Origin of the sequence: Aneurinibacillus thermoaerophilus, from assembly GCF_019603355.1 — a bacterium.
GTDB lineage: Bacteria > Bacillota > Bacilli > Aneurinibacillales > Aneurinibacillaceae > Aneurinibacillus > Aneurinibacillus thermoaerophilus.
The window spans coordinates 2,934,371-2,951,061 of sequence record NZ_CP080764.1 but is presented as its reverse complement, the minus strand read 5'-3'; the positions used below and the strand labels follow the sequence as shown (position 1 = coordinate 2,951,061).

General features: G+C 46.4%; 17 protein-coding genes. 5 read left to right on the top strand and 12 right to left on the bottom strand.

Annotated elements, in window-relative coordinates:
• Window positions 1-4: 4 nt before the first annotated feature.
• From K3F53_RS15230 to K3F53_RS15205, 6 genes are all read right to left on the bottom strand, one after another.
• Complete coding sequence (locus tag K3F53_RS15230) at window positions 5-1,063, bottom strand: glycosyltransferase (protein WP_062731144.1); 1,059 nt, start codon at window positions 1,061-1,063, stop codon at window positions 5-7.
• Complete coding sequence (locus K3F53_RS15225) at window positions 1,060-2,400, bottom strand: O-antigen ligase family protein (protein WP_057897801.1); 1,341 nt, start codon at window positions 2,398-2,400, stop codon at window positions 1,060-1,062. The genes K3F53_RS15230 and K3F53_RS15225 overlap by 4 nt, the downstream gene beginning before the upstream one ends.
• Before the next feature lie 21 nt (window positions 2,401-2,421).
• Entirely contained in the window at window positions 2,422-2,766 is a 345-nt protein-coding gene (locus K3F53_RS15220; protein ID WP_057897802.1) for a hypothetical protein, read from the bottom strand.
• Window positions 2,767-2,778: 12 nt separating this feature from the next.
• Window positions 2,779-3,243 (bottom strand): DUF4330 family protein, encoded by a 465-nt coding sequence (locus K3F53_RS15215; protein ID WP_057897803.1) that lies wholly within the window; start codon window positions 3,241-3,243, stop codon window positions 2,779-2,781.
• Entirely contained in the window at window positions 3,243-3,746 is a 504-nt protein-coding gene (locus K3F53_RS15210) for a DUF4330 domain-containing protein (protein ID WP_057897804.1), read from the bottom strand. The genes K3F53_RS15215 and K3F53_RS15210 overlap by 1 nt, the downstream gene beginning before the upstream one ends.
• 169 nt (window positions 3,747-3,915) lie before the next feature.
• Window positions 3,916-5,034 (bottom strand): glycosyltransferase, encoded by a 1,119-nt coding sequence (locus K3F53_RS15205; protein ID WP_162264997.1) that lies wholly within the window; start codon window positions 5,032-5,034, stop codon window positions 3,916-3,918.
• Between the two features lie 210 nt (window positions 5,035-5,244).
• Here K3F53_RS15205 and murJ point away from each other — a divergent pair, with 210 nt between their 5' ends.
• Together murJ and K3F53_RS15195 are read left to right on the top strand one after the other, a co-directional pair.
• Window positions 5,245-6,831, top strand: coding sequence for a murein biosynthesis integral membrane protein MurJ (gene murJ / locus K3F53_RS15200; protein ID WP_057897806.1), 1,587 nt, complete (start codon window positions 5,245-5,247; stop codon window positions 6,829-6,831).
• 6 nt (window positions 6,832-6,837) lie between these two features.
• On the top strand, window positions 6,838-7,755 hold the full coding sequence (locus K3F53_RS15195) for an SDR family oxidoreductase (protein WP_057897807.1): 918 nt from the start codon (window positions 6,838-6,840) through the stop codon (window positions 7,753-7,755).
• Here the strand turns inward: K3F53_RS15195 and K3F53_RS15190 are convergent.
• Both K3F53_RS15190 and csaB read right to left on the bottom strand, forming a co-directional pair.
• Entirely contained in the window at window positions 7,670-7,981 is a 312-nt protein-coding gene (locus K3F53_RS15190; RefSeq protein ID WP_091260929.1) for a hypothetical protein, read from the bottom strand. The genes K3F53_RS15195 and K3F53_RS15190 overlap by 86 nt on opposite strands.
• Window positions 7,982-8,117: 136 nt before the next feature.
• Window positions 8,118-9,224, bottom strand: coding sequence for a polysaccharide pyruvyl transferase CsaB (gene csaB, locus K3F53_RS15185; RefSeq protein WP_057897808.1), 1,107 nt, complete (start codon window positions 9,222-9,224; stop codon window positions 8,118-8,120).
• 422 nt (window positions 9,225-9,646) lie between these two features.
• On the opposite strand from csaB, the gene pruA reads away from it, so the two are divergent.
• From pruA to putP, 3 genes are all read left to right on the top strand, one after another.
• Window positions 9,647-11,197, top strand: coding sequence for an L-glutamate gamma-semialdehyde dehydrogenase (pruA, locus tag K3F53_RS15180; RefSeq protein WP_057897662.1), 1,551 nt, complete (start codon window positions 9,647-9,649; stop codon window positions 11,195-11,197).
• A gap of 92 nt (window positions 11,198-11,289) precedes the next feature.
• The gene (locus K3F53_RS15175) at window positions 11,290-12,210 is read left to right on the top strand and encodes a proline dehydrogenase family protein (protein ID WP_057900234.1); all 921 of its coding nucleotides are present in this window, start codon (window positions 11,290-11,292) and stop codon (window positions 12,208-12,210) included.
• A gap of 64 nt (window positions 12,211-12,274) precedes the next feature.
• Window positions 12,275-13,738 (top strand): sodium/proline symporter PutP, encoded by a 1,464-nt coding sequence (putP, locus tag K3F53_RS15170; RefSeq protein ID WP_057897810.1) that lies wholly within the window; start codon window positions 12,275-12,277, stop codon window positions 13,736-13,738.
• A 43-nt stretch (window positions 13,739-13,781) separates the two neighbouring features.
• Here the strand turns inward: putP and K3F53_RS15165 are convergent, their stop codons facing one another.
• Genes K3F53_RS15165 through K3F53_RS15150 form a run of 4 tightly spaced genes read right to left on the bottom strand, consistent with a single transcriptional unit; the run spans window position 13,782 to window position 16,644 of the window.
• Complete coding sequence (locus K3F53_RS15165) at window positions 13,782-14,270, bottom strand: hypothetical protein (protein WP_057897811.1); 489 nt, start codon at window positions 14,268-14,270, stop codon at window positions 13,782-13,784.
• Window positions 14,271-14,281: 11 nt separating this feature from the next.
• Window positions 14,282-14,704: a c-type cytochrome gene (locus tag K3F53_RS15160; RefSeq protein ID WP_057897812.1), complete on the bottom strand. Its 423-nt coding sequence runs from the start codon at window positions 14,702-14,704 to the stop codon at window positions 14,282-14,284.
• A gap of 12 nt (window positions 14,705-14,716) precedes the next feature.
• Entirely contained in the window at window positions 14,717-15,226 is a 510-nt protein-coding gene (locus K3F53_RS15155) for a cbb3-type cytochrome c oxidase subunit II (protein ID WP_057897813.1), read from the bottom strand.
• 20 nt (window positions 15,227-15,246) lie between these two features.
• A complete protein-coding gene (locus tag K3F53_RS15150) occupies window positions 15,247-16,644 on the bottom strand; it encodes a cbb3-type cytochrome c oxidase subunit I (RefSeq protein ID WP_220559093.1) in 1,398 nt (465 codons plus the stop codon).
• Window positions 16,645-16,691: the final 47 nt, after the last annotated feature.

Below are 16,691 nucleotides of genomic sequence, written 5' to 3'. Positions count from 1 at the left end.
GTTGTTATAGCAAGATATCAAGCAGTTGCTCTACGTATCGCTCTTGTTCTTGCCTGTACTGAAGCAAATCGGTAGGTGGTGCGTACAGCACTTCACGGCACGTTTTTGTAAAATCATCTGCATCGCGGTTGACAAATGTAATGACACCGTTCGGGCGTTTGACTACATCGCTTGCGATCGCTGGTGTACCAAGATATATCGCTTCTCTTAGGGATATGGCATCTCCGTCACTCGCGGTCGGCCGAACGAATAGTGTGGCTTTTTGAATAAGCGGATAGAACGGGATTTTCTCTTGCACCAGCAAGAACCTTTCTTCGAGGCCATGCGCCGCGATACGTTCCGTATATTGTTCCAGCAAGGCCTGCTCCCCTATATGTGTGATGCAATATACGAACGCCAGCTTCTTATTTTCACGCGCCAATTTAGTAAACATGTCAATGCATAAATCAAGGCCGTATAATTCTTCGCCATTATAAAGATTGCCTACGCCACCGTTTGCAACAATTACCTGCGGGTATTTAGTGAATGTTTCCAGCACATAGTCGGGAATTTTTTTTATATCGCTTTCTAGGTCAGTGGTTGGCGGAATGAACGCCGGAATGACGGAGATTTTCCGTTCTGGAATGCGTAGCTCCAGCAGCTTTTCTTTCACTTCTTCGCTTACGGCCACAAAATGATCTGACAGCAGGCCGGTAAGAAACACCATTACCTTTTGCGCAAGTCCCAGTTGTGTGCCATCATTGCGCAAACTGTGAACGGTATGAACGATCTTTTTGCCTTTGAGTTTTAACAGGGACAGCGTAAAGCGTATTTGCCAGCGCAAGAAATGATTATGGATGATGTCTTCGTTTTTTTGCCACAAGTACTTCCATGCCCATTTTTCAATCTCTGGAATCGGCACAACGGCCCGCTTTTTTTCTCCGTTTTCTCCATTGCCGTCGTAGATGATAAAAGGAATTTGCTTCTGTTCAAGCGTATCGCACAGACGTTCCACATGAACAGAAATCCCCCCGGCTGGGGGGGGATAGACACCGATCTCGGCAATTGACTTTGTTTTTCTCATTTTTCCGGTTGTTCCTCCCTTGCACGCGCTAAATTATAGGCAGCAGACAAAATCGCAAGTACGATCCAGAACATGAAGTCTACACGGTATTGGTGCCAAACATCTTCCGTCAAACCGGCGGTGCCAATCGCGATAACCGCGGCGATCCCCCCTTTGACGACATAAGAAAGCAGCCTGTCTTTTTTGTCATTTATGAACAAAGTAACGACCGCGGTTCGCAAGCTCTGGTAAAACATATAGAAGAGCAGGAGAATGGTCAAAATCCCTCCGGTTACAAAGTTCATCAAATAAATATTGTGAAGATGGTTGGCACGCACGCCAGGCATCATGTAATCAGCGTATACTTTTTTGAATGTCGTTAAGTCAGAACCGATCCCGGTTACCCAATAATCTTTAACCATAGGTACAGCCGCTTTCCAAATTTGCAGTCGGAAATCGCTTGAAGAGTCGGTTTTCGGCTTTACAATTGTTTGAATCCGGTCAATAATCGAGTCAGGCAAATAGTTTACGCTAATGGCTGCGGCAATTAAGCCTATAACCAGCAGACGACGGTTAATCATCGTAGCAACAATCACTAAAGCTACGAACATGGCAACCCAGCCGCCGCGTGACAACGTTAAGAATGCGGCAAGCGCAATGAGTACAAATTGAAGGGAAAATAAGATACGGTTGCCCCATGTTTTCGCATAAAAAATGAGCGCAAAATTGAACGGCAAAATCATAATCAAATATTGAACGAATAGGTTCGGGTTTTCGAACGTAGCCCAAATTCGTTTTGCGCCTTCGTTTTTGCTTACATCGATCCACGCGGCTTTCGTATAGTCAATCGTAAAGAAATATTGGTATATACCATAGAGCGAAACGAGGCTTGCCGAGATGATCAGGCAGACGATAAAGCGGTACAGCACATCCCGCGAATCTACCTTCATGACAAGCAGCAAATAAAGCACGAAACTTACAAAATAATAAAGTAAAAATTGGGTTAAACTTTCCATAACGTTCACTGAAGTGAGCGCCGTGACAAGCAAAATAGCCACAAATAAAAATACAGCTAGATTCAGATGATTTTTTAGATTGGCTTTCATCTGCGCATAATTTTGCTTGGTTACGAACAATATGAGCACAAGTAATAGAATGAGAGCCAACAGCGGGCGATATGTCAGAATGGGAAGCGAGAGAGCGAATAAATACAATCCGTACTCCGTTCTATAGAGCGTAATCGCTAGAAACGCCCCCATCAACACGAACTCGCCGGCCATTGCTATTTTATACTGCGCAATGCCTGTGGCAAGCAGCACGCCAGCCACAAGCGCCATGAGAAGACGTGTTTTCGTCATTATTATCGAACTCCCGGTTCTCTACTTATTTGGGTCGAACAATTGCATGAGCAACCGACCGGGGATGCTTGTCCGGATGATAAGCCATACTCGCTCTGGCCCAAGGAAAAGCAGCAAGCCTCCCGCAATAAGGTCAAGGGCGATGATAAGCACAATATTCTCTAGGAAAAGAAGAACATATACATGCAGGAACACCATAATAAATAGTGTCCAGAACACGTATTGCCATTGGATGCTTTCACATTTAGCCTTAAAGCGCGCCAGCAAGGAATGCTGTCCCGCTTTTTCTGAGAATGTTTCTATCAGCCCTATCAGCCCGTCTATAACTTTATGCGTCAGCCACTCATAAAAAGACGTTTTTTTCAAGTTTTCACCTTCTTATTTTACGCTGATTACTCTTGACGCGAATACAGCCTGGTTTGTATGAGCAGGCAAATACAAATTCGCATGGAAGAATGTGTTATCAATAATCGGTCTTCCGTCCAACGAGACGAATCCAGGCGCTTTAATCGTTAAATAAACGTCCTCTTCTGCGTCAAATGAACGCAAATAATAGTTTCCGTTGACGTCTGGCAAATATTTTTCCGCAGGCCTCGTTTTAACGTCAACGACCGTTCCGAATGGCTCAAGTTGACCTTTCTGAAAAATTTTGTCACCTGGTTTGATTGACTTATGAAAAGAAGGCTCCTGCCCTTCAATTCGGAGTACAACGGTCATCTCTTTTGACGGTATGATCAGTTTACCGGCCATGGAGGCTTTCAACGAGATAATAATAGCGGCAGCGATAAGCAACAGAGTAATCAGCGCGTCTTTTAACGTAAAAGAAAAAGCGCGCGCATTCATTATTTATCACCTAAATTTACTTCGGTCAGAAGCGTTTCGATCATGTAGCGTGGGCCTTTGATCGTCAATTTGCTGCCCGCAAGCAGGGGATTGTCCCCTTCACCGACAGCCGTTGAACCGGAGATGGCTGCTTTCGTTTTCACCGTGATGTAGACGGAGTACTTTTCTGGGACGGTAGACATAACCATGCGGCCATCCGCGGTTGTAACCGCCACTTTTCCGGGCTTTTTCTCAACGTTAACGACTTCGCCGATTTTTAAGCCTTTGTCTTTATCTTTAATGATGTCGCCTTTTTTGATTTGATCGACGACAAACGGGTGCTCAGCGCTGTTATAGAGGACATAGGTTACTTCTTTTTGCGTTGTCGGCCCTATGGCAATTTCTTCGCTTTTTGTGAATTTTAATCCAGCGAAAATCAGCGCCGCGATCAAAAGCAAAATAAGAAATAAATCCAAAATGTTAATTACACCAAAAATTCGTCCTTTTTGATCAATTGCTTTCATGGAATGCTTCCTCCTATTTGGTATGAAAAAAAAATCATCCAGCATAACCTTCACTAGGATATCATACAAAACTTCTTTTACACAACAGCCTGGTCGTTGTAAGAAACAATCGAAGATATTACCATCCCTTCTTACTCCATCAACGAAAAACCCGCTCTGATAAGCGGGTTTATTTTGCGCGGATAAGTTTCCGGTATAATTCTTTCGTTTTCATCGCCATGTGCGTTAGCGTATATTCTTCCTTTACGGTCTTGTATCCTGCCTCCGCAAGCTTCGTGCGCAGTCCTTCGTCTTCCATCAAGATCACAACATTCTGCCGGATTTCCTCCGGATTTTTCGTTGAAATCACCAATCCGTTCAAGTAGTCAACCAAAAAGTCTGAGATTCCTCCAACCATGGTAGAAATTACCGGCTTTTTGGCGGCCATCGCTTCCAAAAGCGAAAGGCCCAGACCTTCAGAATAAGATGGGCTGATAAAAGTGTCCATCGCTTGCAGACAGCGCGGCACATCCTTGCGGAAACCGGCAAAATGCACGCGTTCGCTCACGTTCGCTTCACGTGCCATGTTTTGCAGTACAGTTTTTTCCGGACCGTCACCGATAACCAGCCAATGAATATGAGGGTAGTCTTTTGCCAGCAGGATAAATGCCTGCATCAAATCGTTTAATCCTTTTACCGCAACAAGGCGGGAGACGGTACCGATCACGAACGCGTTTTCGGGAATTCCCAGTTCGCGGCGGATGGTTGCTACATCTTCTTCGATTGCAAATTCTTCAATCGGAATCCCATGATGGATAAGCGTAATTTCTTCTGGCTTCACACCGTCCGATTCAAGCGATTGCTTGATAGAATTTGAGATAGCGATATAATGATCATTCCATTTGCGTGTCCACAGTTCCATGCGTGAGGCGAGGAAGTAAGCCAGCGGATTTGGGTAATCATACCGCAATACGCTATGAATCGTCGTGACAATAGGCACACGGGGAAGGGAACGGGCGGCGATTCGACAGAAGAAATTTGCCTTAACGCCATGGGAATGGATAAGGTCCGGCTTCTCTTCCTGAAACACGCGGACAAGTCCCTTAACCAACCGGAAATCAAAACGTCCGTATGTATCGAGCACAATAACGCGAATGTTTCGTTTGCGCAATTCTTCGGCAAAGGTAGCGTTATAAAAGCATACAACGACAGGGTCGACCGAGTGTCTGGACAGAATTTCAAGCAATTCAAGAATATGTTGCTCCGCGCCGCCAAACTCGCCTCCGCCGATTGCATGCAATATTTTCATTTTGGACATCCTCTGTTCACTTCCTGACCCTAGAGCAACTAAAAGCATCATGCTAAACGATGAAATCGTATCAATTATATCGCATCTGTGGCAGGATGTTCAATGTAAGAGGGTTGATTTTTCACAATTCAGGTATAGTATGAAAGAAGCCGTGTTTTTATGTGGAAGCGATATAAGACAGATTGAAGGTAGTGAGGAGAATATGTACATATGGCACAAACCGTACTTCGCTCGGCAGCAGTAATTATCATTGTCACGCTTGTGGGGCGGGTCGTCGGCTTGCTTCGCGAAACGTTGCTCGCTTATCATTTTGGCACCAGCTTCGCGGTGGACGCTTATCGATATGCGTTCGCGATTCCAACGATGATTTTCTTATTCGTGCCAGGGGCATTAAACGCCATTTTCGTTCCTTCGGTTAAAAGCATGCTGGTTGAGAACAGGCGGGAAGAAGCGCAGGCGCTGTTCCGCAAAATGTTGACCGTAACTACGCTGATTTACTTTGTCATTATGGTGTTCGGCATGCTATTTTCGCGCGAGATTATGCAGGTAATGACGTTTATGCAGCAAAACTCTGAAGCGATTACGCCCGAGCAGCGCGCTCAGCAATTGGAAATGGGAACGAGGATGCTTCAGATGATGTGGCCTTCTGCCGTATTTATCGCGCTCATTGGCGTGTTTCAGGCAACGTTGAACGCGCATCAGCAATTTTTTATTCCACAGATGAGCACGGTTGTGAACTCTGTGGTGGTGTGCGCGGCGTACCTGTTGTTCGTTCCGTTTTACGATATTTATGGTGTAGCCATTGGCACGACGCTCGGCTTCTTGTTCGCGGCCTTATCCATGGCATATTCCATCAAAAAAGAGCAGTATTCGTTTGTACCAGATTTCCGCTGGAAAGACGAGGAAATGAAGAAAATCGGTGAACGATTTCTTCCAATCATGCTTGGCTCATTGATCACGCAAGTATATACGTTTATTTATCCGGTGCTTGCCTCCGGACTGGGCCCGGGACGCGTGGCGGCGCTTGGATATGCTAATACGATTTACCAGCTTCCGATGGCAATTTTTGTTGCGGCGTTTACGCTACCGATATACCCTTATCTTGTTGAATATTTTACTAAAGGCGAATTAGACAAGATGAAACAGTCCATTACCGAAGGGATGCGGTATTTGTTTATTTTGTTGGTTCCGGTTACTGTCGCGATGGCCATCATTCCGGACGAACTGGTTTCGCTTCTTTTTTACACGGGGCCTCGCGGAGAATTTAATCTGCAGTCCATTGAATTGACGGCTACGGCGCTGTTATATATGGGAATAGGACTGTTTTTCCTGGCGGTGCGCGATTTATTGACCCGCGCATTTTATGCGATGGAAAACACGAAAATTACGGTTATCGCTGCCGTTGTGGGTATTATCATCAATGTTGTTTTTAGCCTTGCGTTGATTCCGTATCTTAGTCATGGAGGGGTAGCGCTTGGCACATCGCTCGGCTCGTTAGCCAACATGCTGTTGCTTGCATTCTTTTTGCGTAGGTCTATCGGCTCGTTTGTACAACGCGAGTTTTGGATGACGGCAGGGAAAACGGTGGTTGCCGCTGCGGTAATGGGAGTTGGTTTGTATGCAGCGACTTCTTTGCTTGTGTTTCAAGGAGTTTGGGTTCAAAAAATGTATATTATCTTTTTGATTGCGGCGGGAGCAGGCGTGTTTTTCGCGACGCTTGTTATGATGCGCGAACCGCTGGCAGTACAAATTATTGGACGTTTTTCTGGAAAAATAGTAAAAAGAAAAAGGGGATAATAGAAAATGAAAGTGTTGATAACGGGCGGGGCCGGTTTTATTGGTTCCCATATTGTTGATCAGGCGTTAGAGGCTGGGTATGAGGTATGCGTCATCGACGACTTGTCGACAGGAAAAAAAATGCAGCTTAACCCTCAGGCTGCATTCTATGAAATGAATATCGCGTCACCGGATATACAACAGGTTTTTAAAAATGAAAAGCCGGACTTTGTCATTCACCAGGCGGCGCAAAGTTCTGTTCCTGTATCGGTAAAAAATGCGGTAGGAGACGCAATGACCAATATTGTCGGTACGGTCAATTTGCTGGAAGCGGCACGTCAGTATGGCGTTCGAAAATTTGTATACGCATCATCTGCGGCTGTATACGGGGAGCCACAATACATGGGGATCGATGAGGCACATCCGAAACATCCGTTGTCGCCGTATGGTGTATCCAAGTATGTGCCAGAATTTTATCTTGATGTATATCGCCATTTGTATGGCCTAACATATACGGCGTTCCGCTATGCGAATGTATACGGGGAAAGACAGGATCCGAAAGGGGAAGGGGGCGTTGTATCCATTTTTGTGGACCGTGCGCTGGCCGGCCAGGAATTAGTTGTATTTGGCGACGGGGAACAGACGCGGGATTTTGTGTACGTACAAGACGTAGCCAGAGCCAATATTATGGCTCTGGCTGGGGGAGATAACGAAATCCTCAATATTAGCACGAATCAGGAAACAAGCGTAAATCAGCTTATTCAACTTATGAACGAGGTGCTTGGCACGACGCTCGCGGTTAAATACAAGGCCCCGCGCGAAGGCGATATTGTGAACAGTTATTTGGATAATACAAAAGCTACAGAAAAGCTTGGTTGGAAGCCTCAATATTCACTGCGACAGGGGTTGGAAAAGACGCTGCATTTTTATCAAATGTCAAAGTAAATTCGGTCAGAAGATTAAGCGCCCAGGTGTACAGTTCATCATGGCTGTCGCCTATAAAGCTTGCAAACCGATGCTCGTGGGATGATGTCGTGCTGCAGGAAACAAAGGAAATGATCCAATAACGGCCGCGCGCGGTGATTTCGAAGCGAATGATTTCGCCGGCGCGTTTTTTCCAGGAAAACAGGTCGAACAAAATCTGCACATTGGCCTGGTCATACTTCTTCATAAAAATTCCCCCTTCACAGGTAAACTGCTATGTGAAGGGGGAATTCTTTGTTTTTTGGCTGATTCCTGCCCGTCTTACAAAAGTAGTGGTAAACAGGCAAAAGAAGTGAAATTTCGCGCTTGCATTCGACATATTTTTACTTGTGCCGCCGTTTTAGAAGTTCCACGGCAAGGAGGCTACTTTTCTCCGCTTCCTGTATAAGAGCTCCAATATTGCGGCGGATTTTTTCTTGTGTGCCTGTCAAGTCATTTAGCAAAGGTTCTACATTAGCCAGCAGAGTTTCGTATTCCAAACCCTTAATGTGACCCGCTGATTCCATACCAAGGCGTTGCACAAAACGATCCATCTTCGGGTCATAAGAAATTCCTGCAAATGGAATGTTCATGACCGCGGCCAAAATGACCGAGTGGAGCCTCATTCCGAGCACGAACTGAGACGCGCCAATAAAGCTAAAAATTTGCTTGAAATTCATTTTTTCTTCAATCAATACAGCGCCTGGTTCCTCCATTAGTCTAATAATATCTGCTGAAGGAGCCAAGTCGGCAGGATTCTGCATCGGAAGAAAAAACACTTCCCATCCCCTGCGCAGCGCTTCATCAGCGAAACGGGCAATGGCGGTTTTATATTGTTGCTCATTCTTCCAAGCGCGTACCGAGATAGCCATTACGGGTTTGGTAGTGCCGGGTTTATACTTTTTAATTATATTTTGTCCGAATGATGTATCCACCTGGCTGGGGTTAATGGTTACTGCCGGGTCCGCTGTGACATATATCGGGGCTTTGACGACTCCGAACGATTTCAAATCTTCTCCCGATTGTTCATCACGTACCGTAATGACGTCGACACGGTTTACAATCGCACGGATCAATCGCTTGCTGATGGCCCGCGTGATAGGTCCGATTCCTTGCGCGTAGAAAATGACTGGTTTTCCAAGCATTTTCGCCATCATGACGATTCCGAGATAATAGATGACGCTGCGGGGACTTGTTGCATCTTGTAACAGGCTCCCGCCTCCCATGACAAGAAGATCGGATTTTTTCAATTGTTGAATAATCGCGCTCATTCGCCAGCGGTTAAATGCTGGGATTCCAAACAGGGCCTGTGTTTCAGCCGGCGTATTTGATAGGACGGCAAGCTGCGCGTCAGGCATATGTTTTGTAAGGGATGTAATAATTCCGTACAACACCGTGTCGTCCCCAGCGTTGTCAAATCCGTAGTACCCTGAAATAAGTATTCTTGCCATGAAAGTGACCTTCTTTCAAACCGAACTATATACATCACTTTTTAATATGTATTTAGATATTTGTATCGTAGTGTGGGAAGCGTTTCTCCCAAACCACAAAAGGATGTTGATATATTGAATCGGATGCATATAAAACATGTACACTTTAGTATAACAGGTTGCTAATTAGAAAGAAAGTTATTGTCTCCAATGGAACGGGGAGGAAAAGGGAATAGGTTTACATAATTGTTTAAATTAAATGCTATTCGATTTACATATTTGTATATTTTTTAACACTTATTTAACAGTTAAGTGAAAAAAATTTGAATGAAGAAAGTAATTTTAATTTTGGCATGCTTGTTGCAATACAAACAAAAGTAGAATGAACTCATTTTGAATCAAACATAAAATCTGGAAGGATTACACAACAGGAGGTTGTTCCGATGATTCCATATCGTCCTGAACCATTTACCAATTTCGCTGATGAACAGAATATGAAAGCGATTAACAAAGCGCTGGAGAAAGTATCGGCTGAGCTTGGCCGCGACTATCCGCTCGTGATCGGCGGCGAGGAAATCATGACCGAAGACAAAATCGTATCGATAAACCCGTCCGCCAAACATGAGGTAATTGGCCGCGTAGCCGCTGCCGATCAGGCGCTGGCCGATAAAGCGATGAACGCAGCATGGGAAACGTTCAAAACATGGTCTCGCGTTCCGGCCGAAGAACGTGCGGGGTATCTTTTCAAAGCCGCAGCCATCCTGCGCCGCAGAAAGCATGAATTCTCCGCCTGGTTGATGCTCGAAGCCGGCAAAAGCCGCGCGGAGGCGGACGCTGATACAGCGGAAGCGATCGATTTTATGGAATACTATGGCCGACAAATGATCGAACTGCAAGACCGTGGCCGTCAGACGCTCGTCCATCTTCCGGGCGAAGACAACCATCTGGACTACATTCCGCTTGGCGTTGGCTTTATTATTCCGCCGTGGAACTTTGCGCTGGCGATTGTGGTAGGAATGACAACGTCCGCGATTGTAACAGGAAATACCGTGATCCTGAAGCCGGCCAGCCAAACGCCTGTGATTGCTTATAAGTTTTATGAACTGCTGGTGGAAGCCGGTCTTCCGGCGGGCGTGGTCAACTTCCTGCCAGGCCGTCCGGAAGTGATTGGTGATTACCTGGTTGACCACCCGAAAACACGCTTCATTAGCTTTACGGGTTCTCGCGCGGTGGGCCTGCGCATTCATGAACGTTCGTCTAAAGTGAAGCCGGGTCAAATCTGGATGAAGCGCCTTGTTGCCGAAATGGGCGGAAAAGACGCCATCATCGTCGACAAAGACGCCGACCTGGAGCTGGCGGCACAAAACATTGTGGCGTCTGCATTTGGTTTTTCTGGCCAGAAGTGTTCCGCATGCTCGCGTGCGATTGTGCATGAGGATGTATATGAGACCGTGTTAAACCGTGTGGTGGAAATCACGAAAGGTCTGAAGGTGGGCGATGTCCGCGATGCATCCAATTACACGGGCCCGGTGATCGATGAGAAAGCGTTCAACAAAGTGATGGAATACGTGGAAATTGGCAAGCAAGAAGGCCGGCTGGTGCTGGGCGGCAAGCCGGCGGGGGATGAAGGGTACTTCATCGAGCCGACCATCTTCGCGGATGTGGCTCCGAACGCGCGGATCATGCAGGAAGAAATTTTCGGCCCGTTTGTGGCGTTCACAAAAGTGCGCGACTTCGACCATGCGCTGGAAGTGGCGAACAATACGGAATACGGTCTGACGGGTTCGGTGTTCACCCGCAACCGTGAACATATGGCGCGGGCGCGTGCTGAGTTCCATGTGGGCAACCTGTACATTAACCGTAAATGCACAGGCGCGATCGTTGGCGTGCATCCGTTCGGTGGCTTCAATATGTCCGGTACGGATTCCAAGGCGGGCGGCCCGGACTACCTGTTGCAGTTCACGCAGCCGAAGCTTATTTCTGAAGTGCTGTAACGGAATAGCAGAGAAGGTCTGGAGTGTCGCTTGACGCTCCAGGCTCCCTCAAAATTTCAAAGATGAAGAAAAAAGAAAGGAAGGAACACCTTATGGCTATAGTAGAAACAGCAATGAAAAATTTTTTCCTTTTTCTTTCACAAAATAAACCATTAAATCAGGCTGCTAAAAAATGGGGGTTGCGTTTTGGCGCTAGCCGTTTCGTAGCGGGTGAGACGATTCGTGAGGCGATTAATAAAGTGCGCGATTTAAACAATAAAGGCCTTGTATGTACGCTTGATCATCTGGGCGAATTTGTATTTAGCCGCGAAGAGGCAATTGAAGCAGCAGACTATTGTGTAAAAACGCTGGAAGCGATTCATGAAGCGGGCGTGGACAGCAACCTCTCATTGAAATTAACACAGATTGGTCTGGATATTGATCTAGATTTGTGCCGTCGCAATATGCACCGCATTTTGTACACAGCGAAGAAGTATGGCAATTTTGTCCGCATTGATATGGAAGATTACGGCCATTGCCAGCAAACATTGGATTTGCTAAAAGAGCTGCGTCAAGAGTATGATAATGTAGGTACGGTAATTCAAGCATATTTGTATCGTACAGAAAAAGATATCGAAGATTTGAAAGGGGTTTCATTGCGCCTCGTAAAAGGCGCGTATAAAGAATCGCCAGAGGTTGCTTATCCGGACAAAAAAGATGTCGATGAAAACTACAAAAAGATTATTAAGAAGCATCTGCTAAACGGCAGCTATACGGCGATTGCTTCCCATGACGACCAGATTATTTCGTACACGAAGCAACTGGTAAAAGAATATAACATTCCACGCGATCAGTTTGAGTTCCAAATGCTATATGGAATTCGCACGCAATCTCAGATTGAGCTTGCTCAGGAGGGATATAAAATGCGTGTGTATGTGCCGTATGGTAACGACTGGTATGGATACTTTATGCGCCGCCTGGCGGAACGTCCTGCAAACGTAGCTTTTGTGCTAAAAGGCATGGTTTCAAAGTAATAGAAATAGAATAAAAGTAAAGGTGGCACATCCGTAAAAAATAATTACGACGGGGGGATCAACAATGGACAAGCAATTATTACTTTCTATTATTGTGTATATGGTAGGTATGTTGTGTATTGGTTATTACGCGTACAAGCGCACATCCAACCTGTCGGATTATATGCTTGGCGGAAGGAAGCTGGGGCCAGCGGTCACAGCGCTTTCCGCAGGCGCATCCGACATGAGCGGCTGGTTAATGATGGGACTTCCCGGTGCGATGTTCGCCCAGGGACTCAGCGCTTCCTGGATTGTTATCGGACTTACGCTTGGCGCGTATGTTAACTGGTTGTATGTGGCTCCCCGTTTACGCACGTATACGGAAATTGCTAACAACTCGATTACGATTCCAGAGTTTTTGGAAAACCGCTTCGATGACAAGTCAAACATGCTGCGCCTTGTATCAGGTCTTGTTATTATGATCTTTTTCACATTTTACGTATCTTCCGGTCTCGTATCAGGTGCGGTGCTTTTCCAGAACTCGTTTAATCTCGACTATCACGTCGGACTCTGGATTGTTGGCGGCGTTATAGTTGCCTATACGTTGTTTGGCGGTTTTCTTGCAGTTAGCTGGACCGACTTTGTGCAGGGGTTGATTATGTTTATCGCGTTGATTCTTGTGCCTGCCGTAACGATTTTCCATACAGGAGGCATAGGAAGCACGTTTTCTGAAATTCACTCCGTTGATCCGAAGCTGCTTGACTTATTTCAAGGAACGACGTTCCTCGGTATTGTTTCTTTATTCGCTTGGGGATTGGGCTACTTCGGTCAACCGCATATTATTGTCCGCTTTATGGCCATTTCTTCCGTAAAAGAAATGAAAAAAGCCAGAAGAATCGGAATGGGCTGGATGATTTTTTCCGTTGTCGGTGCCATGTTTACTGGATTTTTTGGAATCGCTTTCTATTCAAACAAGGGGTTGGAATTGAAAGACCCGGAAACCGTATTTATTCAACTTGGTCATATTTTGTTCCATCCGATTATTACAGGATTTTTGTTGGCGGCGATTCTTGCAGCTGTTATGAGCACGATCTCCTCTCAGCTTCTTGTAACATCCAGTTCGCTGACGGAGGATATTTATAAAACATTTTTCCGCCGTTCTGCAACGGACAAAGAACTTGTTTTCATTGGACGCTTGTCCGTGTTATTGGTCGCACTGATCGCTTTAGCGCTGTCGTACACGAAAAATAGCACGATTCTGGCACTTGTCGGTTATGCGTGGGCCGGGTTTGGTGCTTCGTTTGGTCCGGTAATTTTGCTAAGTCTGTATTGGAAGCGTATGAACAAGTGGGGGGCATTAGCCGGTATGATTGCAGGTGCTGCCACCGTAATTATCTGGACCCGTTTCCCGGAGCTTTCAAAAGCGCTGTATGAGATGATTCCGGGCTTTGCGGCAAGCCTGCTGGCTATTATCGTCGTTAGCCTGCTGACCGCAAAACCATCGGCAAAGCTAGAAGAACAATTTGAGCAATGCAGAAAATCGGCATGATGCATAAGCCTCCTTCTGACGAAAGGCAGAAGGAGGCTATTTTTTAGTTCTCATTGACGGGCTCTTCGTGAATTTCAACCGCACCGTATTGCTCCAGCAGATGGGTAATCGGACCGCGTAATTCGGGTTTGCTTACTTGCGTAATAAGAATCACTTTTCCTTTATCAATGTGCGTATGGATTCGTTCCGATGTATATGTGTTAACCCCCATATCTGCCAACCCGCCGATCACTCCGCCAGACGCAGCGCCGGCCAGTAAAGAAAGAAGCGGGCCTGCCGCGATGACCGGACCGATGCCGGGAATAAAAAGGGAACCCATGCCAAAGGCAAGTCCGGCGGCTCCTCCAATAGAAGAGCCCCAGACAACGCCGTCCACTATAGGATCAGCGCTCGCGTCTCCAGTACTGGTCTCGGTATTATCCGTTTTTCTCAAAAACGAAATTTCATCTTTTTTTACGTATCCTTGCAGAGCATGAAAGGCACGTTCCGCCTCTTCTGGAAGGTTAAAAACAGCAATAATATGAGGTTTCACGTTGTTCCTCCTTACAGTGTGCGTAAATATTTTTCTACGGCTTTAATCTGTTCGCTATCCAATCCCTGATTGGGGAGGGACGGCATGGCTCCCCGCCCGTTTAATAACACTTCGGTTAGTTTTTCGCCGGGAAGGCGCTTTCCTACTCCCTCCAATCCAGGCCCAACGAGTCGTTCTTTCGTTAGATGATGACAACCGAGACAGTGTTGCTGGACAATGACTTTTCCATCCACAGGTTTGTTGCCAGCTGTATCTTCCGTGCGCTCGTTTACCGGTTGGGCCAGAACCGAATAACCAATCGCCCAGACGGCGAGCGCGATATACGTAAAGACGAGAAAGCGCGGTACCCGGGCATTCGCCATACGAATCCCCGCAACTTCTTCAAGAGGTTCTTGATTCGTCGTTTTCTTTTCTTCGTGGCGTTCTTCATCCATTGCTTCTACCTCCTAGCGTCCTTCTGTGGAAGGCGCTGGTTTTAGGCTCATTAGATAAGCGATTAAATCTTCGGTATCTTGATCAGACAGGTAATTGTAGCTCGGCATCGTGCTTCCAGGGAACACCTGACGCGGATTGCGCAGGTGGACACGGTGCCATTGTTCATTCCAACGTGTGCCTACCCATGTTAAATCTGACCCGGTACGCACGGTTCCCAGCAGGTGCGGGTAATCATGGTAGTAGTCTTCTGGCACGGATACAGGTCCGAGCGAAGAATCGGCTTTAACCGGCCGGACAAACTGGGTGTGGCAGACGTGACATCCTTCGCGGATATACACTTGCCTACCCCTGTACTCCGGAGAATGAATTGCATAATTTTTTATTTTGGCGTTGGCGTTTTCCCGTTGCATGACTTCATCGTAGAACGGGAGGATTACGGTGGCGACCACCCCGATAAAAAACAGGAGGGAGGCGCCGACAACAAAAGGTTTCATGGATCGTTCTTTGCTTTGTCCGCTCATCGCTTTTCTCCTTCCCTTTTTTAGGCGGTAGAGCTTGACTTTTCTTCAAGTGATAATAGTTGTCCATCTTTCAGCGAACGGCGCACATTATAAATGAAAATAAGCTGACCGGTAAACATAAGCGCTCCGCCGATTGTCCTCGCGATGGAAAAGGGTTGTAAGGAGATAACGACTTCAAGGAACGGAACACCATATTGTTTGCCTTCCGCCCAGGCAAACCCTTGCATGACACCTGCGGTCCACGTGGTAAATGCGAAAATGAGAAAGCCGATGACGGAAAGCCAGAAGTGCCAGTTCATGAGCGCCTGGCTGTAGATTTTGCGCCCTGTCAGCGTTGGTAGCGCATAATAGAATAACGCGAAGAGTACGAAAGAGAAGGCGGCAAACAGCGGCATATGGGCATGTCCGATAATCCAGTTTGTAAACTTTAGAATGGCGCTTGGTTGCATGAGTGATTGAAAAGGTCCCTGTAGACAGGTAATGAGATAGAAAATCGCACCGGTTACGACGAACTTTAACGGTACGTTTTCTGAGATTACATGCCACTTTCCTTTCATCGTTCCGAATACGTTTGCCAGCACTGTCCATACTGGAATAATAAGCAGTACGGACGGGACAACACCGGCTTTCATAAGCCAGGCTGGAATGGGACCATTTTGCAGATGATGCGGCCCGTTCCACACGTAGAAGGTGGCAATGGTCCAGAATCCGATCAGCGAGAGTTTGTGGCTGTAGAGCGGATTTTTGGATAGTAAAGGAAGCAGATAGTAGATAAAGCCAACTCCTACGGTCGTCAACCACAGTCCGATGATGTTATGGCCGTAAAACCAGCCGGCCAGCGCCTGCGGCACTCCCGAAATAAAGTAAGTCACAATGTTACCGATGATATAAAGGAACGGGAGCCAAATTAACGACCCCATAAAATACCAAAGGCTGACATACAATTGTTTTTCGTTTCTTTTGGCGATGGTTTTGAAGCAAGCGTAAGTGATGCCTGCGACCAACACAATGAGGAGCAGATCGAGCGGCCATACCGTTTCTGCATATTCGATGGTGGTTGTGTATCCCATGGAAAGAGTAATAATAGCCAATATCATGTATACATTCCATATAATACCAAGAGAGCGCACGAAGCGCGGGTGTTCCAGCGATTTGCGCGTAAGTTGTGGAATAACGTAGAGTAGACCGGCCACATACGCCATCGACAGCCAACCGAAGATCAAGATATGCGTATGCACCGGACGGATGCGTCCATAGGAAAGATACTTTTGCAGGAATGCTCCCCAAACAAGAAAGTCTGGCCAGACGTATTTGATTGCCAGAATCAAGCCGATAATCATTCCGACAATCAGCCAGGCGAGTGAAGAATAGAAAAAGAAGCGAACCGCTTTATTCTCGTCACTTGTAATGGCTGCCATAACAATCTCCTTTCCGTAACAACAAGATGAAATCATGTTAAGTATTT